This is a genomic window from Natronococcus roseus, from assembly GCF_043677095.1.
GTDB lineage: Archaea > Halobacteriota > Halobacteria > Halobacteriales > Natrialbaceae > Natronococcus > Natronococcus roseus.
This window is the reverse complement of the sequence record NZ_JBHLJR010000004.1, coordinates 505,962-531,495: the sequence shown is the minus strand read 5'-3', so window position 1 is coordinate 531,495 and position 25,534 is coordinate 505,962. Positions and strand designations below refer to the sequence as shown.

At 68.0% G+C, this 25,534-nt stretch carries 24 protein-coding genes; 18 read left to right on the top strand and 6 right to left on the bottom strand.

The window, feature by feature from the left end:
* The first annotated feature begins 86 nt into the window (after positions 1–86).
* The 3 genes from ACFEMD_RS13840 to ACFEMD_RS13830 all read left to right on the top strand — a co-directional run bounded on the left by ACFEMD_RS13840 (position 87) and on the right by ACFEMD_RS13830 (position 3,438).
* On the top strand, positions 87–854 hold the full coding sequence (locus ACFEMD_RS13840) for a DUF5518 domain-containing protein (RefSeq protein ID WP_394741595.1): 768 nt from the start codon (positions 87–89) through the stop codon (positions 852–854).
* 105 nt (positions 855–959) lie between these two features.
* Complete coding sequence (locus ACFEMD_RS13835; RefSeq protein ID WP_394741594.1) at positions 960–2,261, top strand: serpin family protein; 1,302 nt, start codon at positions 960–962, stop codon at positions 2,259–2,261.
* A gap of 127 nt (positions 2,262–2,388) precedes the next feature.
* Complete coding sequence (locus ACFEMD_RS13830; protein ID WP_394741593.1) at positions 2,389–3,438, top strand: NAD(P)/FAD-dependent oxidoreductase; 1,050 nt, start codon at positions 2,389–2,391, stop codon at positions 3,436–3,438.
* A 167-nt stretch (positions 3,439–3,605) separates the two neighbouring features.
* Here ACFEMD_RS13830 and ACFEMD_RS13825 read toward each other — a convergent pair whose 3' ends face one another.
* Positions 3,606–4,790: a M24 family metallopeptidase gene (locus tag ACFEMD_RS13825; RefSeq protein WP_394741592.1), complete on the bottom strand. Its 1,185-nt coding sequence runs from the start codon at positions 4,788–4,790 to the stop codon at positions 3,606–3,608.
* 279 nt (positions 4,791–5,069) lie between these two features.
* Between ACFEMD_RS13825 and ACFEMD_RS13820 the strand changes: the two genes are divergently transcribed.
* From ACFEMD_RS13820 to aroA, 3 genes are all read left to right on the top strand, one after another.
* On the top strand, positions 5,070–6,851 hold the full coding sequence (locus tag ACFEMD_RS13820; protein WP_394741591.1) for a carbamoyltransferase family protein: 1,782 nt from the start codon (positions 5,070–5,072) through the stop codon (positions 6,849–6,851).
* A gap of 132 nt (positions 6,852–6,983) precedes the next feature.
* Complete coding sequence (locus tag ACFEMD_RS13815) at positions 6,984–7,628, top strand: SDR family oxidoreductase (protein WP_394741590.1); 645 nt, start codon at positions 6,984–6,986, stop codon at positions 7,626–7,628.
* 104 nt (positions 7,629–7,732) lie between these two features.
* Positions 7,733–9,028 (top strand): 3-phosphoshikimate 1-carboxyvinyltransferase, encoded by a 1,296-nt coding sequence (gene aroA, locus ACFEMD_RS13810; protein ID WP_394741588.1) that lies wholly within the window; start codon positions 7,733–7,735, stop codon positions 9,026–9,028.
* Between the two features lie 74 nt (positions 9,029–9,102).
* Here the strand turns inward: aroA and ACFEMD_RS13805 are convergent, their stop codons facing one another.
* A complete protein-coding gene (locus tag ACFEMD_RS13805) occupies positions 9,103–9,834 on the bottom strand; it encodes a GNAT family N-acetyltransferase (RefSeq protein ID WP_394741586.1) in 732 nt (243 codons plus the stop codon).
* Positions 9,835–9,941: 107 nt separating this feature from the next.
* Between ACFEMD_RS13805 and ACFEMD_RS13800 the strand changes: the two genes are divergently transcribed.
* A complete protein-coding gene (locus ACFEMD_RS13800; RefSeq protein WP_394741584.1) occupies positions 9,942–11,213 on the top strand; it encodes an alkaline phosphatase family protein in 1,272 nt (423 codons plus the stop codon).
* A 43-nt stretch (positions 11,214–11,256) separates the two neighbouring features.
* A complete protein-coding gene (locus ACFEMD_RS13795) occupies positions 11,257–11,469 on the top strand; it encodes a hypothetical protein (RefSeq protein WP_394741583.1) in 213 nt (70 codons plus the stop codon).
* A gap of 18 nt (positions 11,470–11,487) precedes the next feature.
* On the opposite strand, the gene ACFEMD_RS13790 is transcribed toward ACFEMD_RS13795, so the two are convergent.
* Positions 11,488–12,042 (bottom strand): FxLYD domain-containing protein, encoded by a 555-nt coding sequence (locus tag ACFEMD_RS13790; RefSeq protein WP_394741582.1) that lies wholly within the window; start codon positions 12,040–12,042, stop codon positions 11,488–11,490.
* A gap of 198 nt (positions 12,043–12,240) precedes the next feature.
* Positions 12,241–12,972 (bottom strand): hypothetical protein, encoded by a 732-nt coding sequence (locus ACFEMD_RS13785; protein ID WP_394741581.1) that lies wholly within the window; start codon positions 12,970–12,972, stop codon positions 12,241–12,243.
* A gap of 215 nt (positions 12,973–13,187) precedes the next feature.
* Between ACFEMD_RS13785 and aroC the strand changes: the two genes are divergently transcribed.
* The 5 genes from aroC to ACFEMD_RS13760 all read left to right on the top strand — a co-directional run bounded on the left by aroC (position 13,188) and on the right by ACFEMD_RS13760 (position 18,164).
* Positions 13,188–14,339 (top strand): chorismate synthase, encoded by a 1,152-nt coding sequence (aroC, locus tag ACFEMD_RS13780; RefSeq protein WP_394741579.1) that lies wholly within the window; start codon positions 13,188–13,190, stop codon positions 14,337–14,339.
* 170 nt (positions 14,340–14,509) lie between these two features.
* Positions 14,510–15,562 carry a thiamine pyrophosphate-dependent dehydrogenase E1 component subunit alpha gene (locus ACFEMD_RS13775; protein WP_394741578.1) on the top strand — a complete coding sequence of 351 codons (1,053 nt, stop codon included), beginning with the start codon at positions 14,510–14,512 and terminating at the stop codon, positions 15,560–15,562.
* The gene (locus ACFEMD_RS13770; RefSeq protein WP_394741577.1) at positions 15,559–16,569 is read left to right on the top strand and encodes an alpha-ketoacid dehydrogenase subunit beta; all 1,011 of its coding nucleotides are present in this window, start codon (positions 15,559–15,561) and stop codon (positions 16,567–16,569) included. Before ACFEMD_RS13775 ends, ACFEMD_RS13770 begins: the two co-directional genes overlap by 4 nt.
* Entirely contained in the window at positions 16,569–17,600 is a 1,032-nt protein-coding gene (locus ACFEMD_RS13765) for an NAD(+)/NADH kinase (protein ID WP_394741575.1), read from the top strand. The genes ACFEMD_RS13770 and ACFEMD_RS13765 overlap by 1 nt, the downstream gene beginning before the upstream one ends.
* 54 nt (positions 17,601–17,654) lie before the next feature.
* Positions 17,655–18,164, top strand: a complete 510-nt coding sequence (locus ACFEMD_RS13760; protein ID WP_394741574.1) for a VOC family protein — start codon at positions 17,655–17,657, stop codon at positions 18,162–18,164.
* A gap of 9 nt (positions 18,165–18,173) precedes the next feature.
* Here ACFEMD_RS13760 and ACFEMD_RS13755 read toward each other — a convergent pair whose 3' ends face one another.
* Positions 18,174–19,991, bottom strand: coding sequence for a 2-oxo acid dehydrogenase subunit E2 (locus tag ACFEMD_RS13755; RefSeq protein WP_394741573.1), 1,818 nt, complete (start codon positions 19,989–19,991; stop codon positions 18,174–18,176).
* 257 nt (positions 19,992–20,248) lie between these two features.
* On the opposite strand from ACFEMD_RS13755, the gene ACFEMD_RS13750 reads away from it, so the two are divergent.
* Positions 20,249–22,153, top strand: a complete 1,905-nt coding sequence (locus tag ACFEMD_RS13750; RefSeq protein ID WP_394741571.1) for a 2-oxoacid:acceptor oxidoreductase subunit alpha — start codon at positions 20,249–20,251, stop codon at positions 22,151–22,153.
* A 3-nt stretch (positions 22,154–22,156) separates the two neighbouring features.
* Complete coding sequence (locus tag ACFEMD_RS13745) at positions 22,157–23,092, top strand: thiamine pyrophosphate-dependent enzyme (protein WP_394741569.1); 936 nt, start codon at positions 22,157–22,159, stop codon at positions 23,090–23,092.
* 235 nt (positions 23,093–23,327) lie between these two features.
* On the opposite strand, the gene ACFEMD_RS13740 is transcribed toward ACFEMD_RS13745, so the two are convergent.
* The gene (locus ACFEMD_RS13740) at positions 23,328–23,744 is read right to left on the bottom strand and encodes a hypothetical protein (RefSeq protein WP_394741567.1); all 417 of its coding nucleotides are present in this window, start codon (positions 23,742–23,744) and stop codon (positions 23,328–23,330) included.
* 58 nt (positions 23,745–23,802) lie between these two features.
* Here ACFEMD_RS13740 and lrpA1 point away from each other — a divergent pair, with 58 nt between their 5' ends.
* The 3 genes from lrpA1 (at position 23,803) to ACFEMD_RS13725 (ending at position 25,530) form a co-directional block, all read left to right on the top strand.
* Positions 23,803–24,231 (top strand): HTH-type transcriptional regulator LrpA1, encoded by a 429-nt coding sequence (lrpA1, locus tag ACFEMD_RS13735; RefSeq protein WP_394741566.1) that lies wholly within the window; start codon positions 23,803–23,805, stop codon positions 24,229–24,231.
* 108 nt (positions 24,232–24,339) lie between these two features.
* On the top strand, positions 24,340–24,999 hold the full coding sequence (locus ACFEMD_RS13730) for an HAD family hydrolase (RefSeq protein WP_394741565.1): 660 nt from the start codon (positions 24,340–24,342) through the stop codon (positions 24,997–24,999).
* A gap of 51 nt (positions 25,000–25,050) precedes the next feature.
* Complete coding sequence (locus ACFEMD_RS13725) at positions 25,051–25,530, top strand: SRPBCC family protein (RefSeq protein WP_394741563.1); 480 nt, start codon at positions 25,051–25,053, stop codon at positions 25,528–25,530.
* The last annotated feature ends 4 nt before the right edge of the window (positions 25,531–25,534 follow it).

Below are 25,534 nucleotides of genomic sequence, written 5' to 3'. Positions count from 1 at the left end.
CAGTCGGTCCCGACAGCCCGAGTTCGGTCGATTCCACTTCGGTCCCAACGAGCTATAAGGAACCGCGTCGCGTACGAACGAATGTCATGGGATCGACACCAACCGAGCGGGTAGACGGGGAGCGGCATCCGACCGCTGACGAGCCGTTGCCGGCGGTCGTCGACTGGATCCTCGCGACCGTCGTCGCGCTGGTCGGCCTGCTCTCGATCGTCGCCGGCAGCGCGCTCGTCTTCCTCGTCGACCGGGACGAGCTGGCGGCGGGGATCGAGGATGGCACGGTGACGGTAACCGTCGGAACGACGGAGCTGACCGACGCCGAGGCGCTCGAGGTGGCCGACGCCGTCGTCTCGTGGACGGGGACGGGACTGCTGGTGGTCGGCGCCGGGACGGTGCTGGTCGCCGTCGGCTACCTCGTCGCGAGACGGCGCGCCCACCGCCGAAGCGAGGCGGACGAGCCCGCGAGTGCGTATGGAACCTACGCCGTCCTCGGCGCCGTCGTCACCGTCGTGCTGTCGTTCGTTCCGTTCTCGCCGGCGCTGGGCGGCGCGCTGGCGGGCTACCTCGAGCGCGGCGAGTCCGAGCGAACGGTCAGCGTCGGGGCGCTCGCCGGGTTCCTCCCGGCGGCCCCGGTCCTCGCAGTTCTCGTGTTCGTCCTCGGCGGACTGATCGCAGGGCTGCTGACGATCGGACAGGTCGGTGAGGCGATCGTCGTCGGAGCGACGCTGTTCCTGACCGCGATGCTCGTCGCAACCCTCGCGGGCGCGCTCGGTGCACTCGGAGGCTACGTCGGCGGCCGGTTCGCGGAGCGTCGAGCGACGGCTCCTCGCCCGCGGAACGCTCCCGACAACGGGTAGCGACGCGGTCTCGAGAGCGCTCCCGATCCGCCTACGCTACCCCTAGCTCAAATGCCCCTTTCACCCTGCCCCGGGGTTTTTCGACGCCGCCAACGAGTTAGAAGCATGAAACTATCGCGACGACGGCTCGCGACCGCGTCGGGGGCGGCCCTCGCGAGCGGCGCCCTCTGGTGGCGGTTCGGCCGCGACGACGCCTCGAGCTCGAGCGTCGAGCCCGTTCCCGGCGTCGGCGCGGCGACCGATCACGACGGCGACGCCCTCGAGCGGGCGGTCGAGGGGAACGTCGAGTTCGGGCTCGCGCTGCTGAATCGGCTCGCCGACGCCGACCCCGACGAGAACCTGCTCGTCTCGCCCGCCAGCGTCGGCTTCGCGCTCGGGATGGCCGACGCCGGGGCTCGCGGGGAGACGGCCGAGGAGCTCGCCGAGGCGCTCCGGTTTCCGGACGACCGCGAGGCGCTCCGATCCGCCCATCAGCAGCTCCAGTACGAACTGAACGAGCGTGCGGACGCCGCGACCGACGGCGAGTTCGAACTCGCGGTCGCGAACGGGGTTTGGGGACTCGAGGGCTACCCCTACCGCGAGTCGTACCTGGAGACTCTCGAGGACCACTACGGGGCCGAGCTGCGAACGGCCGAGTTCGGCGCGGATCCGGAGGGGGCCCGCGAGGAGATCAACGGATGGGTCGCCGAGCGGACGAACGAGCGCATCGACGAGCTGTTTCCGGACGGCTCGTTCGACGGTCAGACGCGGCTCGTGCTGGCGAACGCCGTCTACCTGCTGGCCGACTGGCACCACCAGTTCGAGGAGAGCGACACGCGAACGGAGGAGTTCACGCTGCTGGACGGCGAGACGGTCGAGGTACCCCTGATGCGCCAGACCGAGACGTTCCCCTACGCCGAGGTCGACGGCCACCAGCTCGTCGAACTCCCCTACGTCGGCGAGGGGGTCGGCATGCTCGTCGTGCTCCCGTCGGAGGACGAGTTCGAACGATTCGAGGACGAGCTCGACGCCGAGGCGCTCGCGACGCTCACGGCGGCCCTCGAGGATCGGGAGGGCGAGGTCGTCCTCCCCCGGTTCGAGTTCGACGCCGGATTCGACCTGACCGACGCCCTCGCGGAGCTGGGGATCGAGCGGGCGTTCGACCCCGACCGGGCGAACTTCGACGGGATGGTCCCCCTCGAGGAGATCGACGAGAACCTGTTCGTCGACGACGTCCGCCACGAGACCTACGTCGCCGTCGACGAGGAGGGGACCGAGGCCGCGGCCGCGACGGGGGTCGAGATGGAGGCCGACTCCGCCCCTGCGGTCGACTTCCGGATGGTCGTCGACCGGCCGTTCCTGTTTCTGATCCGGGACCGCGAGACGGGCGCGACGCTGTTTCTCGGCCGCGTGGTCGACCCCCGATAGTCCCCTCGAGCCGTCGAACCTTCAGCGAGACGAGCCGTCGAACGACCGTTCTCGAGGGACGCCGCGACAGCCGGCAATCGACGCCGACTGCGGAAGGGTACTTCCGGGTTGCCCTCGAACGCCGCGTATGAAACGGATCGGGATCGTCGGCGCGGGCGTCGGCGCCGCCGGGGCGGCGTTCGCCCTCGAGGAGTCGACCGACGACGTTTCGGTGACGGTACTCGAGAAATCGGGCGGGCTCTGCGGACGGGCCGCGACCCGTCGCCGGGACGACGTCGTCTACGACTACGGCGCGAACTACCTGAAAGCCGGCGACGATCGGGTCGTCGAACTGGTGACGGAGACGCTTCCGACGGAGGGCCTCGTCGACGTCGAGGACCCGGTGTGGACCTTCGACCGGGACGGCGCGATCGAACCCGGCCGCGACGCGGATGACCACAAATGGACGTACCGACGGGGACTGACCCAGCTCGCCAAGCGGCTGTTCGCCTACACCGACGCGACGATCCACCGCGAGACGCGCGTCGAGCGACTGGTGCGAGACGAGGACGCCGGGACGTGGACCCTCGAGGACGCCGCCGGCAATCCATGGGGCCCGTACGATATCGTCCTCCTGAATCCGCCGGCGCCACAGACGGCGACACTGCTCGAGTCGAGCGTCTGGGAGTCGGACCGGCGGGAGTCGCTGCTCGAGGCGCTCGCCGAGGTCTCCTACCGTCGCGTGTGGACCGGCGTCTTTCGCTACCCGTTCGAACTCGACGTCCCCTACTACGCGCTGGTCAACACCGACAAGGACCACGAGATCGGCTGGATCAGCCGCGAGGAGTGCAAGTCCGGCCACGTTCCCGACGGCGACTCCCTGCTGATCGTCCAGGCCAACCACGAGTGGTCCGTCGACAACTACGATCGTGACCCGGAGCGAAACCTCGCCGAACTCGCCGCGCTGACCGCCGGCCTGCTCGAGGACGACCGCCTTACCGAACCCGAATGGGCCGACCACCAGGGCTGGCGCTACGCGATCCCCGAGGACGGCGTCTCGAGTGACTCGCTGGAGCGAGCGGAGTCAGAGGGGTTGTACTGCGTCGGCGACTGGACCGCGGGCGAGGGACGGATCCACGCGGCGCTGCGAAGCGGCCTCGAGGTCGGCGAGCGGATCGCCGGGCGACGTCGGGACTGAACGATCGGACAAAAGGGGGGGGGGAGAGGGGTGGATCAGCCGGGACGGCGTACCAGCGATTCGGACGCGGTTGGGGGGGATCGGTCCCGGCTATCTCTTCGTTCAGCCCTCCAATATAAATGCTTTGTGGAAGGGCCTGAAAAATAGATCAAGAGCCCCCGAGCCACTCAGTTCGCCCGCGGCTCGAGTCCGATCGGGTACTCGGTCAGATTCTCGTAGCCGTCCTCGGTGACGACCACCAGGTCCTCGATGCGGACCCCGCCGACCTGGGGGTCGTAGATACCGGGCTCGACGGTGACGACGTGGCCCGGCTCGAGTTCGCCCCCGGTCGGCGAGAGGCTGGGCTGTTCGTGGATGTCGAGGCCGACGCCGTGGCCGGTGCTGTGGATGAACCCGGTCCCGGCGCTGGGGTCGCTCCGGAGCGTCTCGTAGCCGGCGTCCTCGATGACGTCGCAGGTCGCGTCGTGGACGGCCGCGCCGGTGACGCCGGGCTCGATCGCCTCGAGAGCAGCGTCGAACGCTTCGCGGGTGACGTCGTACCGCCGTCGGGCCTCCTCGCTTGGCTCGCCGCGGACGAAGGTACGGGTCATGTCCCCGAAGTACCCGGTTCCCTTGTCCCGCGGAAAGATGTCGATCACGATCAGTTCGCCGGCCTCGAGCGTCCCGCTACCGCGGTTGTGCGGGTCGGCGCCGTCGGGACCGCAGGCGACGATCGTCTCGTCGAGCGCGCAGCCGTGGCGCAACAGCGCGATCTCGATCTCCTCTTTGACCCGTTCGCTGGTCAGCTCCTCGCCGTCGCGGACGAGCGCGCCGTCCTCGACCTCGGCCGTCGCGATGAGCCGTTCGGCGACGGCCATCGCGGCCTCGTTGGCCGACTGGGTGGCGCTGATCTGGTTCGCCTCCCAGGGCGTCTTGGTCGCACGGATCCCCTCGACGACGCCCTCGCGCTCGACGGCGACCTCGAGCCCCCGCTCGCGGAGCCCGTCGGCGGTCCCCGTCGGGAAGTTCCGCGGGACGGCGACCGAGTCGACGCCGTGATCCGCGAGGAACGCGGCGATCGTTCCCACCGTTCCCTCGTAGGAACCGTGCTCGGCGACCAGTTCCTGGTAGTCGTACTCCGATCGTCGGCTCACGGAGTCGGCGTCGGCCTCCTTCGTCGCGCGGCCGTACTCGAGCCCCGAGACCAGCAGGTGGACGTCGCCGTCGGCGGTGACGAGCGTCTGGTAGGCGTCGGGCGCCGTAAAGCCGGAGACGTAGCGCTGATCGGAGTCGGAGTCGTCGTCGTCGATGAGGTAGCCGTCGAGCGAACCGTCCTCGAGGACGGCGAGCAGCGGGTCGAGATCGGGTTCCATGTCACGTGCTTCCGGAACCGTCCTACATAATTGCGGGGGTTGCGGGCCGGCGTCGCCCCGCCAGAGCCGGATGCCCCGCCGTTGGTCCGGCGTTGCCGCCGCCTGGATCGGTAGGTGAAACCGTCGCCGGACCCAGCATCGGACTCGAGTCGCCGTCGGCGTTCGATTCCGGCTCCTCGAGGCCGTCAGCATCATCAGGCGGTCGACGTCTCTCGAACGAGACGAGTTTCGGGAAGACTTTGAACCCCCCTCACGGAGTGGTGGAACGAGTCCCCGCGAATGAGTTCGCCATCGTACATCGTTGCCTGTAAGCCCGCGATCGGACTGTACGGCCAGCACGATCCAAGCGCCGTTCTCTTCGAGGACGGGGCGCCGATCTTCGGTATCGAAGAGGAGCGACTAACGCGGGACAAACACGCCGTCGACACGTTTCCCGAGCGGGCGATCCGCGCCTGTCTCGACTTCCGGGACCTCGAGCTCGCGGACCTCGAGCGGGTCCTCCTCCCCTACGACCCGAAACTCCGCGCGCGCATTCGACGCCACTACGTCACCGACGCGATCACGGCAGAGGGGTTCGCCCGAAAGGTGTCGGCGCTCGAGGAGACCGTCGTCGACGAGATCCGGAGTCGGTTCTTCCCGACTCGACAGGTCGAGAGCAAACTCGAGTCGATCGGGACGCCGATTCCCCCCGTCGAGTGTCTCTCCCATCACCGCTGTCACGCCGCGAGCGCGTTCCACCCCTCCGGGTTCGACGACGCGTTGATCCTGACGATCGACGCGAAAGGCGAGTACGACTCGACGGTAATCTGGCGGGGCACCCCCGACGGCCTGGCGCGAGTCCGGACCTACGAACACCCCAACAGCCTCGGGCTCTTTTTCGCCATCGTCACCGAGTTCCTCGGCTATCGGATGTTCAACGGCGAGGGGAAAGTCATGGGGCTCGCGCCCTACGGCGAGCGACGACCCGAAATCGAACGCACACTGCGGAGCCTGATCGACACCGGCGTCGACTACGACGTCACGGCGCTGACCAGGCGCTGGGGGACCGGCTACGGCGTCCGCCAGCTCGAGGCGGCGTTCGGCCGGTCGCGAAACGACGAGCCCGGCCAGTTCGACCAGTGGGAGAAGGACCTCGCCCGCACCGCCCAGGAGCTGCTCGAGGAGACGGTCTGTGAGATCGTCGACGCCTACCTCGGCGCCTCCCGGTCGAACGACGTCGCGCTCGCGGGCGGCGTCGCGCTGAACTGCAAGCTCAACAAGACTGTGCGAGAGCTCGAGGCGGTCGACGACACGTTCATCCAGCCCGTCGCCCACGACGCGGGGCTCGCCCTCGGCGCCGGCTGGCTCGAGCGGCGACCCGCCGACGTCGAAACCCAGACGACGGCCTACCTCGGCCCCGAGTACGGGACCGACGAGATCGAGTCGCTGCTCGAGACGAACAAGATCCGGTACGGGAAACCCGACGATCTCGAGGCCTACGTCGCCGAACGGCTGGCCGACGGCGCCCTCGTCGGCTGGTTCCAGGGACGGATGGAGATGGGGCCCCGAGCGCTCGGCGCCCGGAGCATCCTCGCCGACCCTCGTACCGCCGAATCCCGGGATCGGGTCAACAGGTACGTCAAACACCGCGAGGAGTGGCGCCCGTTCGCCCCCTCGATGCTCGAGTCCGCCGCCCCCGAGTACCTGATCGACGGCCAGCCCGCCCCGTTCATGATCGACACCTTCGACGTCCGCCCCGAGAAGGTCGACGAGCTCGAGGCGGTGCTTCACCCCGCCGACGACTCGACGCGGCCCCAGACCGTCCGCGAGGACCAACACCCGCGCTACCACCGGCTGATCTCCGAGTTCGAGTCCATCACGGGCGTTCCGGTCGTCCTCAACACCTCCTTCAACGACCACGCCGAGCCGATCGTCAACACGCCCACCGAGGCGCTCAAGGACTTCTACGGGATGGGCCTGGACGTGCTCGTCCTTGAGGACTGCGTCGTCGAGAAGGCCGCGGGGAAGACCGGCGAGGGCGCCCTCGAGGGCGACGTCGTGGCCGGGCCGACGAACGAGTAAGCACACCGCGCCCACGGAGCGTCTCGACGGCAGCCCCGCCCTCCCTCGAAGGAGCGTCCGTCCGGACGGCTCCTCGTTCGGGGTTCGCCGACCGCAGCACCTATTGACGGCGCTCCAGTGGGACGGTACACGATGCACGTCGCAGTTATCGGCGCGAACGGCGGAATCGGTCGCGAGCTACTGTCTCGACTCGCCGACGCCGGCCACGACCCGATCGGCGTCGTGCGAGACGAGTCCCAGTTCGACGAGATCCGCGAGCGCGGCGGCGAACCCCGCCTGGGCGACCTCGAGGGCGAGTTCGAGTCGGCCCTCGAGGGCGCCGACGCCGTCGTCTTCACGGCGGGTTCAGGCGGGGACACCGACTGGGGGAAGACGCTGTTGATCGACCTCTGGGGCGCGCGACGGAGTATCGACGCGTGCGTCGAGCACGGGATCGACCGGTTCGTGATGATTAGCGCCTACCGGGCCAGCGAGCCGCTGGGCGACCCCGAAGCGATGCGTCCGTACTGGGTCGCCAAGCGCTGTGCCGACGATTTCCTCGAGGCGTCCGCGCTCGACGCGACGGTCCTCCGACCGACGGCGCTGACCGACAACGAGGGGACGGGCCGCGTCTCGGCGAGCTTCGAGTACGACGGCGAGGGCGGCGACGACATCCCGCGTGCCGACGTCGCCCACGCGGTCGTCGCCGCGCTCGAGACCGACGAGACGATCGGCGAGACGATCAGGCTCTTCGGCGGCGACACCGCTATCGAGGACGCGGTGCGTCCCGAGCGCTGAGCGCGCCGGCTGCCGTCCCGAGCTCTCGATCGATTGGGAAGCGCACCGACTGCAATATCACCAGCATCGGTACCGTGATAGGGCGCCCCTTCCCAGGAGTCGGTATGGACGTCACCATCACTCCCTCCCGCGTCGCGGGACGGGCTCGAGCGCCGCCCTCGAAGAGCTACACTCACCGCGCGATCCTCGCGGCCGGCTACGCCTCGCGGACGACGGTCCGGGACGCACTCTGGAGCGCCGACACGAAAGCTACAGCGCACGCCGTCTCGCTGTTCGGCGGGAGCGTCGACCGCAACGACGACGCACTCGAGGTCGAGGGCTTCGACGGCCAGCCGGGCGTCCCCGACGACGTCATCAACTGCGAGAACAGCGGGACGACGATGCGGCTGGTGACCGCGGCGGCGGCGCTGGCCGACGGCACGAGCGTCCTCACGGGCGATGGGTCGCTCCGGAGCCGTCCCCAGGGGCCGTTGCTCGAGGCTATCGCCGACCTCGGGGGCGAAGCCTTCAGCACCCGCGGGAACGGTCAGGCCCCGCTGGTCGTTACGGGACCGATCTCGGGTACCGAGGTCTCGATCCCCGGCGACGTCTCCTCGCAGTACATCACCGCCCTGCTGATGGCCGGCGCGGTAACCGAGGAGGGGCTCGAAATCGACCTCGAGACGGAGCTCAAGTCGGCGCCGTACGTCGACATCACCCTCGAGGTGCTCGCCGACTTCGGCGTCGAGGCCGAGAAGACCGAGACCGGGTTCACCGTCGACGGCGGCCAGCGCTACGATCCCGCGGACGGCGAGTACCGCGTCCCCGGCGACTTCTCCTCGATCTCGTACCTGCTCGCGGCGGGCGCGATCGCTGGCGAGGAGGACGAGGTCGTCCGGATCGAGGGCGCCCAGCCCAGCGCCCAGGGCGACAAAGCTATTGTCGAAATCGTCGAGGAGATGGGTGCCGACGTCGACTGGAATCGCGAGGGTGGGACGATCGACGTCTCCGCGGCCGACCTCGAGGGGGTCGAGGTCTCCGTCGAGGACACGCCGGACCTGCTGCCGACGATCGCGACCCTGGGCGCGGTCGCAGACGGCGACACGCGAATCACGAACGCCGAACACGTCCGCTACAAGGAGACCGATCGGGTGAGCGCGATGGCCGAGGAGCTGGGGAAGCTGGGCGTCGAGACGACCGAAAAGCAGGAATCGCTGACGGTCCACGGCGGCGAGTCGACCCTCGAGGGCGCCGCGGTCGACGGGCGGGGCGATCACCGCATCGTGATGGCGCTGGCGCTGGCGGGGCTGGTCGCCGACGGCGAGACGACGATCGCGGGCGCCGAACACGTCGACGTCTCGTTCCCGAACTTCTTCGAGACGCTCGAGGAGCTGGGCGCGACCCTCAAGCGCGACGACTGAGCGGCGTCCGAACTCGAGTGCGACGACTGACGGGAGCGACACTCGAGTCCGAAACGCGGGCGAGCCGAACGCCCTCAGAACGTGTAGGCCATCAACACCTCGTCGACGAACTCGTCGTCGATCGTGTAGTGGTTCCGGCGGATCCCCTCGGTGTTCCAGCCGTGGTCCTCGAGGAACGCCAGGGCTTCGTCGTTGGTCGCCGGAACGCTGTTGTACACCTTCCGGTAGCCGTTGGCTTCGGCCCAGTCGACCCCGCGGGTGAGTAAGGCGTCGCCGACGCCGCGTCTGCGGTGGTCGGGTCGGACGCCGACGGTGAGCTGGGCCGTCTCGCGGAGCTTCTCGACCTGCGGGAGGTCGAGGTGGACCCAGCCCGCGATCTCGTCGTCGATCGTGGCGACGAAGAACACTCGCGACTCGACCGTGTTGTGGCGGGTCACGGCGTCCTCGTACAGCAGCTGTTCGGCGACGCTCTCGGCGACGACGTAGGACTCCCTCGAGGTCACCTCGCGGATCGCGTCGACGAGCCCGTCGAAGTCCCGGTTCCGCCCGGGGCGAATGAGATAGGTCCCGTCGTCGGTCTCGTACTCCTCGACCGAGCCGACGTCGAGCGCGAGCCGGACCGTGCCGCCGTCCTCCTCGAGGTAGCCCTTCGTCTCCAGTCCCTCGAGCTCCGTTCGGAACCGTTCGGGCGACAGCGACGTCATCTCCCGGATCCGATGTCGAGCCGCCGTCCCGTGGCGCTCGACGTACTGGTAGATCGACCTGCTCGCCTCGGTCTCGAACGTCGGCCGCTCGGGTGCGCGCATAGGGGAAGTCATCGGGTGGCACGAGTATAGTCCTTGGCATTCAGTACCATGCTTTCCGAACCGCCCGCGTCGGTGGTACTATCCCGGCTGCGATCATCGGAAGAGGCATGCGAACGTCCCTCGAGTCGCGGCTTCGGCAGCGTCTGAGCGAGGGCGAGTACCTGTTTCCCGACTACGACGGCTACTGCGTCGCGAACGTGCCGGAGACGGCGCTGTCGCTGCTCGCCGACGGGTTCGAGCGACGGCTGCCCGGCGACGCGCTCGAGGGCGTCGACACCGACGTCGACAACGTCGTTCTCTTCCTGCTGGACGGGTTCGGCTACGAGCACTGGAAGCGCCACCGCGGGGTCCACCCGTTGCTCGATCGCTTCTCGACGGCCGGCACCGTGGCGCCGCTGACGACGATCTACCCCTCCGAGACGGCCGCCGCGCTGACGACGATCAACACCGGATCCTCGTCCGTCGAACACGGGCTGCTCGGCTGGTTCCAGTACCTCGAGTCCGCCGGCGAGATCGTCGAGACCCTGCCGTTCCGGACCCTCGAGGGCGACCCACTGGCGGACGTCTCGCCGTCCTCGGCCGCGTCGGAGCTGTTCGACGCCGACTCCGTCTACGAGCGGGCCGAGCGAGCGGGGATCGATACGTACGTGATCCAGCCCGCCGAGTTCGTCGACTCGGGCTACACTCAGGCGACGACGGCGGGCGCCACCCGGGTCGGCTACGACACCGCGACCGACCTCGCGCTGTCGATCCGCCGCGCCCTCGAGGAGTCCTCGACGCCGGCGTACGTCTACGCCTACGAGCCGACGATCGACGCCGTCTCCCACGCCGAGGGGACCGGCACCGAGCGCTACCGACAGCACCTCGAGGCGATCCTCGAACGCTTGCAGTACGAACTGGTCGAGTCGCTCGACCCCGATCTTGCGGAGCGAACGCTGCTGGTGGTGACGGCCGACCACGGGATCGTCGACACCGCGCCCGACGAGAACGTCCTGATGAGTGACTGGGAGGCGTGGCCGGCGCTGCGGGAGACGTTCCGCCGCGACGGGACGGGCGAGCCGCGATTGCCGACCGGCAGCCCGCGCAACGTCCACTTCCACGTGCGACCGGAGCGCCTCGAGAAGGCTCGCCGGATCGTCGACTCGGCTCTGGACGGACGCACGTTCACCCGCGAGGCGGCCCTCGAGCGCGGGCTGTTCGGCCCCGGCGAGCCGTCCGCGCTGTTCGACCGGCGCTGCGGCGATCTGCTCGCCGTCCACCGGAACCGCGGACTGTGGTGGTCGGAGATGGATTCGATCGGGATGCACGGCGGGCTCACCGATGGGGAGATGCTGGTTCCGCTGGCCGCGGCGCGTCTGGACTCACTGCAAGCGGAGTAGTCCGGGGAGAAGACATATACGTTCACTGTCCCGTACCCCGAGCATGAGCCTTCCCGGCACGACCGACGTCCCGCCGGCCCTCGGAAACTTCCTCTATCTCGTCGGCGCGTTCCTCCTCACCGGAATCGCGACGCTGACGGTCGTCGGTCTCACGGGCCTCGAGGGAGTCGCCGCCTACGCGGTCGCGGTCGCTTCGTTCGTCGCCGTCTTCGTCGGACTGCTCGCCGCGTACGATCGCTACTATCTCGTCGAGTGAGAGAAACCGAACGGAAGGCTACAGCGGCGACCGCTCGACCGGTTCGGCCCCGATAACCCCGATCGCGTAGCTCGCGACCTCCTCCTCGAGCGTCATCACGCTGAACGACCACTCCTCCTCGTCGGCCAGCTCGGACGTGCTCGTCGTGGCCTCGTCGATCCGCTCGCCGTCGGCGTCGTGGAAGACGATACCCACTTGCACGGACCGGACGTCCTCGCCCGACTCGTTGACGACGAGCCCTTCGACCGAGCCCGAGAGGTCGTCCTCGACGAGTTCGTGTTCTTCGATCACGAGCCCCTCGATTGGGGATCCTTCCTCGATGCGCTCCTCGAGATCGTCATCACCCTCGTCGTCGGTCTCCTCCGTATCGTCCTCGCTCTCGTCGTCAGTGTCTTCGTCTTCGTCCCCGTTCCCGCCGTTTTCGCCGTTCGTCTCGTCGTCGGTCCCGACTTCGGCATCGTCCGTCTCGTCTTCGACGTCGTCGTCGCCTTCGTCCCCGTCTTCGGACGCGCATCCGGCGAGGAGCGCCGAGACTGTAATGCCTGATCCAAGTAGCACCGTTCGTCTGTGCATGCGAAAGCGTATCCCGTTCGTCGAGTTGAGTATAGGCTACCTATCCGTGGGTCGAAGACCGGTCGCGAGGCCGTTCGTCGGCGTACGCTGTGCCTATCGTCGCACCGTCCCGAGCGAATCGGTCTTCGTCGCCGCGCTCGAGCCGACCCGGCGGTTTTCGTCCGCAGTAGGCGTCGCCTTCAGATCGTTCGCGACTGCTCACCGAAGCGCGACGAGCAACAGGCAACACACCGACACGACGACCGAAGCGAGAGCGATCAGCGAGAGAACCGACTGCACCATCACGTCCTCGACCACGATCAGCCCCGCGACCGCGGTGATCCCGACCGCCGCGAGGAGCCAGACCGCGAACAGCTCGCGTCCTATCCCTCCCGTCTCGACGGACCGTGGTGAGCGACCCTGGCGTCGTCGGAGCGTTCGGAGCGCGTGAAATTGCCCGTCTCTGGAACTCCGGAGGAGCGATCGCTTCAGTTGCCGCCAGACGTCGATGGTTTCGGCCGAGATTTGGTGGCCGTACAGGACCAGGTAGTCGTACTCCTGAAGCAGCGACCGAAGCTGTTTGTGCATCCACTCCCTGGACCGTCTGGTCAGGTTGTGAACGATCTTCACGCCGATTCGTCCGTTGACGACGATATCGCAGTACCCGGTCCGTTTCGGCCGCAAGACCGAGTCGGCCGCGTTCGGGTGTCCCGCAGCACGGAGGTCGCGTCTGATCGAGCGCCGAAGGGATCGCTCGGCGATCCGCTCCGACTTCTTCTCGCTCCCGTCGATCCACCGTCTGAGAGCCAGAAGCACGTGCCAGTAGACGTGTTCGGTCTCCCGATCCGTGTCCGTTGTTCGTTCGTTCAGCCGAGCCTCAATCGCGGCGCACTCGTCGGTTCCCCTCGAGAGCCCTCCCTCTCCGACGGGTCCCGAAGGTAGCCGACTCATACTCTAAATTCACTCTCGATTCATATATTCTCTCTGGTACGTTTGCCGCCCAGTCCGTCGGCGTTGACAGTGTCGGTTTCCCTTGTCAGACAATGGGGGTACTTGCCACACTCGCGCGCCAGCGAACCGACTTCGCTCGGTACGGGGCCTTCGGCCACCGGCCCTGATCTGCTAATCATGCACCCATAAGTACGCGCGCCACCGAGAGGCTGGCAATGAACGGCAACCGTTTCGGTCGCCTCTTCCAGGTGACCACGTTCGGCGAGAGCCACGGGGAGGCGATGGGCTGTACCGTCTCGGGCTGTCCCGCTGGCCTCGAGCTCTCCGAGGAGGACATCCAGGCCGACCTCGATCGACGCAAACCGGGCCAGTCGATGATCACGACCAGCCGCGGCGAGCCCGACGACGTCTCGATCAAGTCGGGGATCCAGGACGGCTACACCACGGGGACGCCGATCGGCATGGTGATCCAGAACAAGGACGCCCGCTCGGGGAAGTACGAACCCTTCATCACCGCGCCGCGGCCCTCCCACGGCGACTTCACGTACTCCGCGAAGTTCGGCACGCGCAACTGGGGCGGCGGCGGGCGCTCCTCGGCCCGCGAGACGGTCAACTGGGTCGCCGCGGGCGCCATCGCGAAGAAACTGCTCGCCCGCGAGGGGATCGAACTCAAGGCCCACGTGAACCAGATCGGCGACGTCGAGGCGCCCGAGGTGAGCTTCGAGGAGATCAAAGCACACAGCGAGGAGAACGACGTCCGCTGTGCCCACCCCGAGACCGCCCAGGAGATGCAGGAGCTGATCGAGGAGTACCAGGACGAGGGCGACTCGATCGGCGGCTCGATCTACTTCGAAGCGCAGGGGGTTCCGGTCGGCCTCGGCGCGCCCCGCTTTGACTCCCTCTCGGCTCGACTCGGGCAGGCGATGATGGCGGTGCCGGCGACGACGGCCTTCGAGTTCGGACTCGGCACCGAGGCCGCCGAGTGGACGGGCAAGGACCGCAACGACGACTGGGAGTTCGATTCCGAGGGGAACCCGACCCCCGTCGAGAACGACCACGGCGGGATCCAGGGCGGCATCTCGAGTGGCGAGCCGATCTACGGCGAAGTGACGCTTCACGCCCCGACCTCGATCCCCAAGAGCCAGCAGACGGCCGACTGGGAAACGGGCGAACTCAAGGAGGAGCAGGTCATCGGCCGCCACGACCCCGTTTTGCCGCCCCGCGGCGTCCCCGTCGTCGAGGCGATGCTCGCGCTGACGCTCGTGGACTTCATGCTGCTCTCCGGTCGCCTGAACCCCGACCGGGTCGACGACCAGCCCGGCGAGTACGACACGGAGTACCACCCGAGCAGTCCGCGCAACGAGTAGCTCGAGAACTCCTCGCCGGTCGGCGGTCGACCGCTGCCGGGAGCAGCACTCGCTTCCACCGATCTTTGCAGACCGCTTTCCAGCAGTGTCTCCGATCCGAACATCCCCGTTGTACCTTCTCGTGGTAGGTGCTAGCACTTATTGTGGATGTTGTGTTACCCTCACACGTCATGGGAGGACTTGACATAGAGACCGAAGAGGGACGACGGGAGGCGTTGCGCCGGATGCTGACGATCCGAGCGTTCGACAGCGAGGCTGGGGACCGCTTCGCGGACGGCGAGATCCCCGGCTTCGTCCACCTCTACATCGGCGAGGAGGCGGTCGGCGTCGGCACCTGCGCCTCGCTCGAGGACGACGACTACATCGCGAGTACACACCGCGGCCACGGCCACTGCATCGCGAAGGGACTGGATCCGAAGTACATGATGGCCGAGCTGTACGGCAAGGCCGAGGGCTATTGTAACGGCAAGGGCGGGTCGATGCACATCGCCGACGTCGACGCGGGGATGCTCGGCGCGAACGGCATCGTCGGCGCAGGACCACCACTGGCCACCGGCGCGGCGCTGTCGATCGACTACCAGGACCGCGACCAGGTCGCGGTCGGCTTCCTCGGCGACGGCGCGGTTGCCCAGGGCCAGGTCCACGAGGCGATCAACCTCGCGGCGACGTGGGATCTGCCGGCGATCTTCGTGATCGAGAACAACCAGTACGGCGAGGGAACGCCCGTCGAGGAACAGCACAACGTCGACAACCTGAGCGACACCGCCCAGGCCCACGACATCCCCGGACTGACCGTCGACGGGATGGACATTACCGCGGTCGCGGAGGCCGTCGGCGAGGCTCGAGCTCGCGCCAGGGCCGGTGACGGGCCGACGCTGGTCGAGGCCGAGACCTACCGCTACCGGGGCCACTACGAGGGCGACGAGGAGCCCTACCGCGACGAGGACGAACTCGAGCGCTGGAAGGCGCGGGATCCGATCGACTCCTTCAAGCAGCGGCTGATCGATCGGGGCGAGCTCACCGCCGAGGAGTTCGACGAGCTCGAGCGCGAGATCGAGGCCGAGATCGATGCGGCGGTCGACTACGCCCGGGATGCGGAGCCGCCGGCGCCACACGAGGCCTACGACGACATGTTCGCCGAGACGCCCCCCGAGATCGAGCGCTTTGCGACTGCCGCGCGGACCAGCACCGATGGTGGCCATCCCGGAGGTGAGCGACGATGACGGCCCAGGCCGAACACGAACTCGAGACCGAGACCGAGACGATGACCGTGCGGGAAGCGATCCGGCAGGGGCTGCGCGAGGAACTCGAGCGCGACGAGGACGTCTACGTCATGGGCGAGGACGTCGGCCTCTTCGGGGGCGTTCTCGAGGTGACGAGCGGACTGTACGACGAGTTCGGCGGCGAGCGCGTGCGGGATACGCCGATCAGCGAGGCCGGCTTTATGGGTGCTGCGACGGGCGCGGCCGCGACGGGCACCCGTCCGGTCGTCGAGCTCATGTTCTCCGACTTCGCGGGGGTCTCGATGGAGCAGATCATGAACCAGATGGCGAAGATGCGCTACATGTTTGGCGGAAAAGCCGAAATGCCCGTCACCGTTCGCACCACCGAGGGCGGCGGTATGGGTGCCGCCAGCCAGCACTCGGGGACCATCCACACCTGGATGGCCCACTTCCCCGGGCTGATGGCCGTCGCCCCCGGCACCGCCGCGAGCGCGAAGGGGCTGACCAAGGCTGCGATCCGGTCGGACGACCCCGTCTTCGTCTTCGAGAACAAGATGATCTACGAGCAGGAGGGCGCGGTGCCGACCGACGAGGACTTCACGATTCCGCTGGGCGAGGCCGCGATCGAGCGCGAGGGCGACGACGTTACCGTCGTCGCCACCCAGCGGCTGGTCGGCGAGTCGCTCCAGACCGCCGAAAGCCTGGCCGAGGCCGGCGTCGAGGCCGAGGTGATCGACGCCCGATCGCTGTACCCCCTCGACACCGAGACGATCGTCGAGAGCGTCCGGAAGACGGGGCGGCTCATCGTCGCCGACGAGAGCCCGCTGTCCTACGGCACCCACGCCGAAATCGTCGCCCGCGTCCAGGAGGAGGCGTTCTTCAGCCTCGACGCGCCGATCCAGCGGGTCGGCACGCCCGACACGCACATGCCGTTTAGCACGCCCCTCGAGCAGGAGGTCCTGCCCGACGGCGACGACGTCCGCGAGGCAGTCGAGCGGGTGACGTAGTGGCCCGCATCGGACTGGTCGTCAACCCCGCCGCCGGGCGCGACATCCGGCGACTCACCGGCGGCGCCAGCGTCGTCGACGACTACGCGAAACGGCGGGTCGCCGACTGCGTCCTCGAGGGACTGACCGCGGTTGCCGACCCTCCGGCCGTCGGCGTTATGCCGGACCGCGCGGGGATCGCCGACCACGTTCTCGAGGAAGCCCCCGAGGAACTCGCGGCCGACGTTCTCGAGATCGCGGTCGAGAACACGGCGACCGACACGCGACGGGCTGCGGCCCGGTTCCGCGAGCAGGAGGTCGGCGCCGTCGTCGTCCTCGGCGGGGACGGGACGACCCGCGACGTCGCCAGCGAGGTCGGCTCGGTTCCGGTCGTCGCCGTCTCTACAGGGACGAACAACGTCGTTCCCTCGGCTGTCGACGGCACCGTCGCAGGCGTCGCCGCGGCGCTTGTCGCGACGGGCGCCGTCCCGGCTGCCGACGTCGTCGAACGACACGGACGGATCGAGGCTCGAGCCGAGACTCCGAACGGCGAGAAGCGACTTACTGCACTGGCAGCGGCCGAGGTCTCCTCCCGGTCGTTCATCGGCTCCAGGGCGCTGCTCGATCCCGATGACCTTCTCGGGGGCGTGGTCTCGAGAGCCCACCCGGGCGACATCGGGCTCCCCGCGGTCGCCGGGGCGCTCGAGCCTATCGCACCCGACGGATCGGGTGGCGTCGCCCTGCGGCTGACCGATCCCGACGACGCCCCACGGACCGCTCGAGCGGTGCTCGCACCCGGCGTCGTGGCGACCGTCGGTATCGAGTCGTGCGAACGAGTCGACCCCGACGAGCCGGTCGCGTTCGAGGTCCCGGACGGCGTCGTCGGCGCCGACGGCGAGCGCGAACTCGAGCTCACCGACGCGACCGTCGAGTTCCGGGTTCGCTCGGACGGCCCGCGGCTCGTCGACGTCGATGCGACGCTCTCGGCCGGGGCTGAAACGAGCGCGTTCGCGCTCGAGGCGGTCGACGCGTCGCCGGCGCCGGAGGACTGAGACGGCGGCGGCGCGCGCCCAAAACGCTATTTCGCCGGCTGTCGACGGCACGATATGGTTGGTGAAAACATACCACAGATCGATGTCGAGCTTCCCGAACTCTCGCAGGTCGCGTTCGTCGTCGAGGACATCGAGGACGGGATGGACCGTTTCGGCGGACTGCTCGGGATCGGCCCCTGGGAGATCCACCGGTTCGAGCCGCCCGCGATGACCGACCGGACCTTCCGGGGCGAGGACGGCGAGTTCTCGATGCTGCTCGCGCTCGCACAGCTCGGCGACACGATGATCGAGCTGATCGAACCGCTCGAGGGTCCCAGCATCTACACCGAACACCTCGAGGAACACGGCGAGGGACTCCACCACGTCGCCTGCTTCGCGTTCGAGGATCCCTACGCCGTCGTCGAGGCGTTCGAGGACGCGGACATGCCGGTGCTTCAGAGCGGGAACTACGAGGGCGTCGAGTTCTGGTACTTCGATACGGCCGACGACCTCAACGGGACGATCTTCGAAACCGCGGCGAACGTCGAGTTGCTCCCCGAGCCCGACTCGACGTACCCGGAGTGAGCGGGTTCCTCAGATCCGCTCCCAGGAGAGCTCGAGCACCAGGTCCTCCCGGAGCAGCTGCGAGACGTGACAGCCCCGCTCGCCGAGGTCGACGATCCGCTCGAGCGTGTCGTCGTCGGCGTCGCTCTCGAGACGGATCGTCGCGGCAATCCGCTCGACGGCGCCGTGTTCGGGCTCGGCGTCGGTCGTGACGTCGATCTCGCCGACCGCGGCGTCGCGTTTTTCGGCCTGGAACCGGACCGAGAGCGAGAGACAGGCCCCGAATCCGCCGAGGAAGACGTCAACGGGCGTCGGTCCAGTCTCCGTCCCGCCGGCGTCCTCGGGCTCGTCGTAGGGCCACTCGAACGAGCCCGCCTCGATCGTACCGGCCATCCCCTCGGGGTTCGAGGCGCTGACGGTCCGATCGGGCATCTCCGTTTCGGCCGTGCCCGCTCGCTCGCCGGCCGCAGCGCCGACCCCGTCGGGCAGCAGCGCCCACGGCTCCTCGACGCGCTCGATCAGCGTCTCGAGGAACCTGGCGGCGTCGGCGCCGTCGACGACCCGGTGGTCGAAGGAGAGATCGAACGGGAGGTGACGTCGCCACTCGACGCCGTCGTCGGGACCTCGCGTCGGTCGCTCGGCGACGGCGTCGATCCCGAGGATCGCGACCTGTGGCGGGTTGATGATCGGGTCGAACGACTCGACCCCGAGAACGCCGAGGTTCGTCACCGTGAACGTCCCGCCCCGCAGGTCGTCCATCGTGTACTCGCCCTCGAGGGCGGCCCCGACGAGCTCGCGGCGCTCGCGCGCGACCGCCTCGAGCGACTTCTCGTCGACGTCACGGAGCACGGGGGCGATGAGCCCCTGCTCGACGTCGACGGCGACGCCGAGGTTGTGTTCGTTCCAGAGCCGGTGGGTATCGTCCTCGAAGGTCGCGTTGAACTCGGGGTGGTCCTCGAGCGCCGCCGAGATCGCGAGCAGGAGGACGTCCTGGACTGAGACGTCGGCCTCGAGGGCGTCGTCCGCGGCGTCGACGGCGCCGAACAGCGCCTCGGCGTCGGCCTCGCGGTGGGTCGTGACGTGGACGGCCTCGCGGTAGCTCTCGCCGAGCCGCGAGGCGATCGTTCGGCGCATCCCGTCGAACGGGCGCTCCTCGAGGAGGCTGCGTCCGGCGTCGTCGACCGACTCGGCCGCTTCCTCGACGTCCTCCTCGGTGACTGACCCCTGGTAGCCCGTCCCTTCGACGGTCGCGAGGTCGACGCCCAGCTCCTCGGCGCGCTTGCGGGCCCGCGGGGAGGCCTGGACGTCGGCCGCCGACTCGTCGGCGTCGGCCGCCCGTTCGACGTCGTCCTCCGTGATCGCACCCTGATACCCCGTTCCCTCCACGCCTGCGAGGTCGACGCTCAGCTCTTCGGCTCGTTTCCGTGCACGGGGGGAAACCTTGCCCGCGTCGGCGGCTGATTCCGTCGCTGCCTCCGAGGCGGCGCCATCGGTCGCGGCTTCGGCGCTCGAGCCCCCGGGTGCGGCCGAGTTATCCGTCGGTTCGCCACTCCCGTCGACATCCTCGAGCTCCGCGTCGACCTCGGCCTCCAGATCGTCGATCTCGGCGTCCGCGGCGGCGACGATCCCGATCGGAGTCCCCGGGGGCACCGTTTCGCCGGGATCGAGGTAGGTCCGCCGAAGGACGCCGTGTTCCCGGGCCTCGATCTCCCCGATACTCTTCTCGGACTCGACCTCGGCGACGAGTTCGCCCTCCTCGATCGTCTCGCCTTCCTCGACTGCCCACTCGAGGAGCTCTCCGCGTTCCATCTCCAGTCCGAGTTTCGGCATCTTGATAACATACCCCATAGACTCTCCTCTAACGACGAGCGAATAAAGCGTATCGGTCGGGGGACCTCTCGAGAAACGAGTCCCAATCGTCCGGATGCCGGGTGCCGAATCGTTCGCTATCGGTCGGTTTTCTTACTGCTAACCGCGCGAGACTCCCGTCCTAAATTGGATGGTTGTACATTCTTCACGATAGATGCATGACAATCCATAGCAAAGGCTTTAGGCACCGTGAGCCAAAAATCCGGATACGGCTGGCCACCTGGCCACTGATCTCAATGAGCGATGACGAACTCATCTGGCGAGTCTCAGGCGGTTCCGGAGACGGGATCGACTCGACGAGCCAGAACTTCGCGAAGGCGCTGATGCGCTCGGGGCTCGACGTATTTACACACCGCCACTATCCGTCGCGGATCCGCGGTGGCCACACCTACGTCGAGATTCGGGCGGCAGCAGACGAGGTACAGTCACGGGGCGACGGCTACAACTTCCTCCTCGCGCTGGGGGACTCCTTCGCCCGGAATCCACAGGAAGAGGCCTACTACGGCAACGAGGAGATCAAACCTCTCTCGGAGAACTTAGACGAACTCCGTGAGGGCGGCGTCATCGTCTACGACGAGGGGCTGCTCAGCGAGGACGACATCGCCGAGCTCGACCTGGAAGAGCGCGCCGAGGAGAACGACTGGCACGTCTACCCGGTCGACCTGCGCGGTCTCGCCAAGGAACACGGCCGCGAGGTCATGCGCAACACCGCCGGCGTCGGCATCACGGCCGGACTGCTCGATATGCAACTCGAGCACATCGAGGACCTGATGTCCGACGCGATGGGCGGGGACATCCTCGAGGCGAACCTCGAGATCCTCCACGAGGCCTACGAGATGGTCGACGAGGAGTTCGAGACGACCCACGATCTCCGCGTCCCGACGGGCGAACACGACACCGAGCAGGCGCTGCTGTCGGGGTCGAACGCGATCGCTTACGGCGCCATCGACGGCGGCTGTCGCTTCATCGCGGGCTACCCGATGACGCCGTGGACGGACGTGTTCACCATCCTCAGCCAGAACTTCCCCGACATCGGGGGGGTCTCCGAGCAGGTCGAAGACGAGATCGCCGCGGCCGCGCTCGCGGTCGGCGCGAGCCACGCCGGCGCGAAGGCCATGTCCGGCTCTTCGGGCGGTGGCTTCGCGCTGATGAGCGAACCGCTCGGCCTCGCGGAGATGACCGAGACGCCGCTCGTGCTCGTCGAGTCGATGCGCGCCGGTCCTTCGACCGGGATGCCGACGAAACCCGAACAGGGCGACCTCGAGTTCGTCCTCTACACGAGCCAGGGCGACTCCTCGCGGGTCGTCTTCGCGCCCGGCACCATCGAGGAGGCCTACGAGCAGACGCGACTGGCCTTCCACATCGCCTGGGAGTACCAGATCCCGACGATCCTCATCTACGACCAGAAGCTCTCCGGCGAGAACAAGAACGTCGACGTCGAGTTCTTCGACCGCGAGCCCGAACCGGGGCTGGGCACGACGCTCACCGAGGAGGAACTCAAGGAGGCCGCACACGACAACTCCGGCAAGTTCGAGCGCTTCGGCTACGAGGACAACGAGAAGAACGTCAGCAAGCGTTCGCTGCCCGGCCAGAAGGGCGGGCGCTACCTCGCGACCGGGAACGAGCACTCGCCCGTCGGGCACATCAGCGAGGATCCGGACAACCGGGTCTACCAGATGACCCGCCGCATCGAGAAGCTCGACTCGATCCGCGAGGAGCTCGACGAGGAACACGACTCCAACCAGACCTACTTCGGCGACGAGACGGCCGAGTACGGCATCATCACCTGGGGCTCGAGCCAGGGCGCCGTCGTCGAGGCCGTCGAACGGCTGAACGATAACGGTCACTCGGTAAAGGGTATCAGCGTCTCCGACATGATGCCGTTCGCCGAGGCCGAAGTGACGGAGTTCTTAGAGAGCGTCGACGAGGCGATGGTCGTCGAGATGAACGCCACCGCCCAGTTCCGCGGGCTGATCCAGAAGGAACTCGGTCGCTTCGGCGAGAAGATGACGAGCCTCCTGAAGTACAACGGGAACCCGTTCGAGCCGGCGGAGATCGTCGAGGGCTACGAGGTCAACGTCGCCGACGAGGACCGCGAACCGTCCGCACAGGTACGAATCGAACCCGCTGCAGGTGACTAATCCATGAGTGCATTCAACGCAATCGGTGAGGAACGAGAGATCGACCGGGACGAGTTCACGCCCGGCGTCGAACCGCAGCCGACCTGGTGTCCTGGCTGTGGCGACTTCGGCGTCCTGAAGTCGCTGAAACAGGCCCTCCCGGAGGTCGGCAAGACCCCCGAGGAGGTCCTGACGGTCACCGGGATCGGCTGTTCGGGCAAGCTGAACAGCTACCTCGACACGTACGGCTTCCACACGATCCACGGGCGCTCGCTGCCCGTGGCTCGTGCGGCGAAGCTCGCGAACCCCGAACTCGAGGTCATCGCGGCCGGCGGCGACGGCGACGGCTACGGGATCGGCGGCAATCACTGGATCCACACGGCCCGCGAGAACCACGACATCACGTACATCGTGTTCAACAACGAAATCTTCGGGCTGACGAAGGGCCAGACCTCGCCCACGAGTCCGAAGGGCCACAAGTCCAAGACCCAGCCCTCCGGCAGCGCGAAGACGCCGCTGCGGCCGCTGTCGACGTCGCTGACCGCCGGCGCGACCTACGTCGCCCGCACCGCCGCGGTCAACCCCAACCAGGCCAAGGAGATCATCAAGGAGGCCATCGAGCACGACGGCTTCGCTCACGTCGACTTCCTGACCCAGTGTCCGACCTGGAACAAGGACGCCCGACAGTACGTCCCCTACGTCGACGTCCAGGAGTCCGACGACTACGAGTTCGACGTCAACGATCGGGCGGAGGCCGCCGAGATGATGCGCGAGACCGAGGACGTCCTCAACGAGGGTACCGTCCTTACCGGTCGGTACTACGTCGACGACGAGAGCCCCTCCTACACCCAGGAGAAGAAGGCCGTCGGCGAGATGCCGGAACAGCCGGTCGCCGAGCGCTACTTCGACGAGGACGCCGAGTGGGAGCGCAGCTACGACCTGCTCGAGCGCCACACGTAACGACGACCTCGAGCGATCTTTTTCGCGGCCGTCGCCCGAACCGATAGCGTCGGTATTCCTCAAGTGGATATCTTCGGTGTGAATCGAGATTGACGGGTAGAGAGTGGAAACCGCCAGACAGAACGGCAGGATCGTCGCGTTCGGGGCGGCGCTGGCCGCGATCGGCACGGGGCTGTTCCTGCTCGAGACGATCCTCGCGTCGGTTTGACCGCACCTCCGTCCCGTTTCGGCCCGCTTACTCCGCCGTGGCGTCGTCGTCCGCGTCGTACCCCCACCCCTGCGCGAACCGCTTCGTGAGCGAACTCAGGACCAGCAGGGCCACGAGCAGGCCGCCGAACGCCGTCGAGGAGAACCCGTACAGCAGCTGGTGGGCGCCGTAGGCGATGGTCACCAGCCCCATCAGCAGGGCCGTCGTCCCGGCTCGCCGCGAGACGTAGTCGGGATCGACGGCCTCGTCGTAGTGGACGTGGAGATCCGCCCGCCCGCCGAACGCGATCAGGACGGCGGGCGCGAGGATGACGAGCCCGCAGCCGATCCAGAACAGCCCGAGCAAGACGTTCGCGTCGACCATCGGCGGGTGTCGGCGGAGCGAGCGAATAAAACCGACGATCTCCTTGCCCTCGACGGCGACCGAAAACGGACCTTCACTCACGGCAGCCGACGTTTTCGAATACAAAAGTTATTTTCCGTCCGGAGCAAAACTGTACCGTATGAGCACGCAAGCGACGGAAGACCGCATCCTTGCGGTTCTCGAGGAGGACGCGCAGGCGTCTTACGCCGAAATCGCCGACCGCGCGGACGTCTCGAAGCCGACGGTCCGAAAGTACATCAACCAGCTCGAGGAGGAGGGGGTCATCGTCGGCTACTCGGCCGACGTCGACCCGAAGAAGCTCTCGAGCCAGACGATCGCGCTGGTCGGACTGGACGTCGCCAGCGAGCGCTACGTCGAGGCGACGAAGGCGATCAAGGAACTCGAGGAGGTCGAGGCGCTGTACAGCTCCAGCGGCGACCACATGCTGATGGCCGAGGTGCGAGCCGAGGACGGCGACGCGCTCGGCGAGATCATCTCCGAAGGACTGCTCGAGATCGAGGGCGTCACGGCCGCCCACCCCTCGTTTCTCCAGGAACGACTGAAGTAACGCCCGCCGTCCGCCGCCGGCTCCGTCGCTTCTCGTCGCCGTCCCTGCTGCGTTTTCCCGGCCCACTCTCCCGGCGGATCCATACGCGCTCGGTCCGTAGCCGTCCCCGTGACCGAGACGATACTGCTCGATATGGACGGCGTCGTCCTCGAGGGACCGGGGACGCCGCAGTCGGTCTACGACCGCGCGGCCGACGCCGCGGCCGCCGAGCTGGACCTCGAGCCGACGGACCGACAGCGCCGCGAGCTCCGGAGCCACGGCTACGAGACCGTCGCATCGGCCTGTTCAGCGCTCGGTGCGGACCCTCGAGAGTTCTGGCGCCGGAAGGAGGACGAGGCCTCCCGGCTCGCGGCCGAGCGGATCCGCTCCGGCGAGCGGGGGATCTACGGGGACATCGCGGCCCTGGAGTCGCTCGCCGAACGGGCGACGCTCGCGCTCGTCAGCAACAACCGCCACGAGACCGCCCGGTTCGTCGCCGACTTCCTTTCGGTGCCGTTCGCGGCCGCAAGGGGGCGGCCGCCGACGCCCGAGGGGTTCCGTCGGCGCAAGCCCGATCCCCACCTTCTCCGCGAGACGCTCGAGGAACTACGCGTCGAGGACGGGCTGTACGTCGGCGACCGCGAGACCGACGTCGTCGCCGCCGAGAGGGTCGGCCTCGAGTCGGCCTACCTCAGACGATCGCATAACGCCAACGCGGCGCTTCCTGAGGGTGCAACCTACGAACTCGAGGGGCTCGACGAGCTACTCGACGTCCTCGAGAAGCGGTAAGCGGGTGCCGATAGGCGGGCGCTTTTGCCCTCGAGGGGTCTACCGACGGTCATGGTCACCTACGAGCGCCAGACCCGAGTCGACGCCCCGCTCGAGGACGTCTGGGAGTTCTACTCGCGAGTGTCGGGTCTCGAGGCGGTGACGCCCGCGTGGATGGGACTGGCCGTCGAGTCGGTCGTCGGCCCCGACGGGGAGCCCGACCCGGACGTCCTCGAGGCCGGCTCGGAGGTGACGCTGTCGACTCGCCCGTTCGACGTGGGGCCCCGCCAGCGGTGGACGTCGGTGATCACCGAGCGCGAGCGAACCGACGGGACGGCCTACTTCCGCGACGAGATGACCGACGGCCCCTTCGAGCGCTGGGTTCACACCCACGCCTTCTACGGCGACGGCGACGAGACGGTCCTGCGGGATCGCGTCGAGTACGAGCTGCCGTTCGGCCCACTGGGCAGGGTAGCGACGCCGTTCTCGCGGATCGGCTTCGAGACGATGTTCCGGGCTCGCCACCGGCTGACGAAGGAGAACCTCGAGTGAGCGA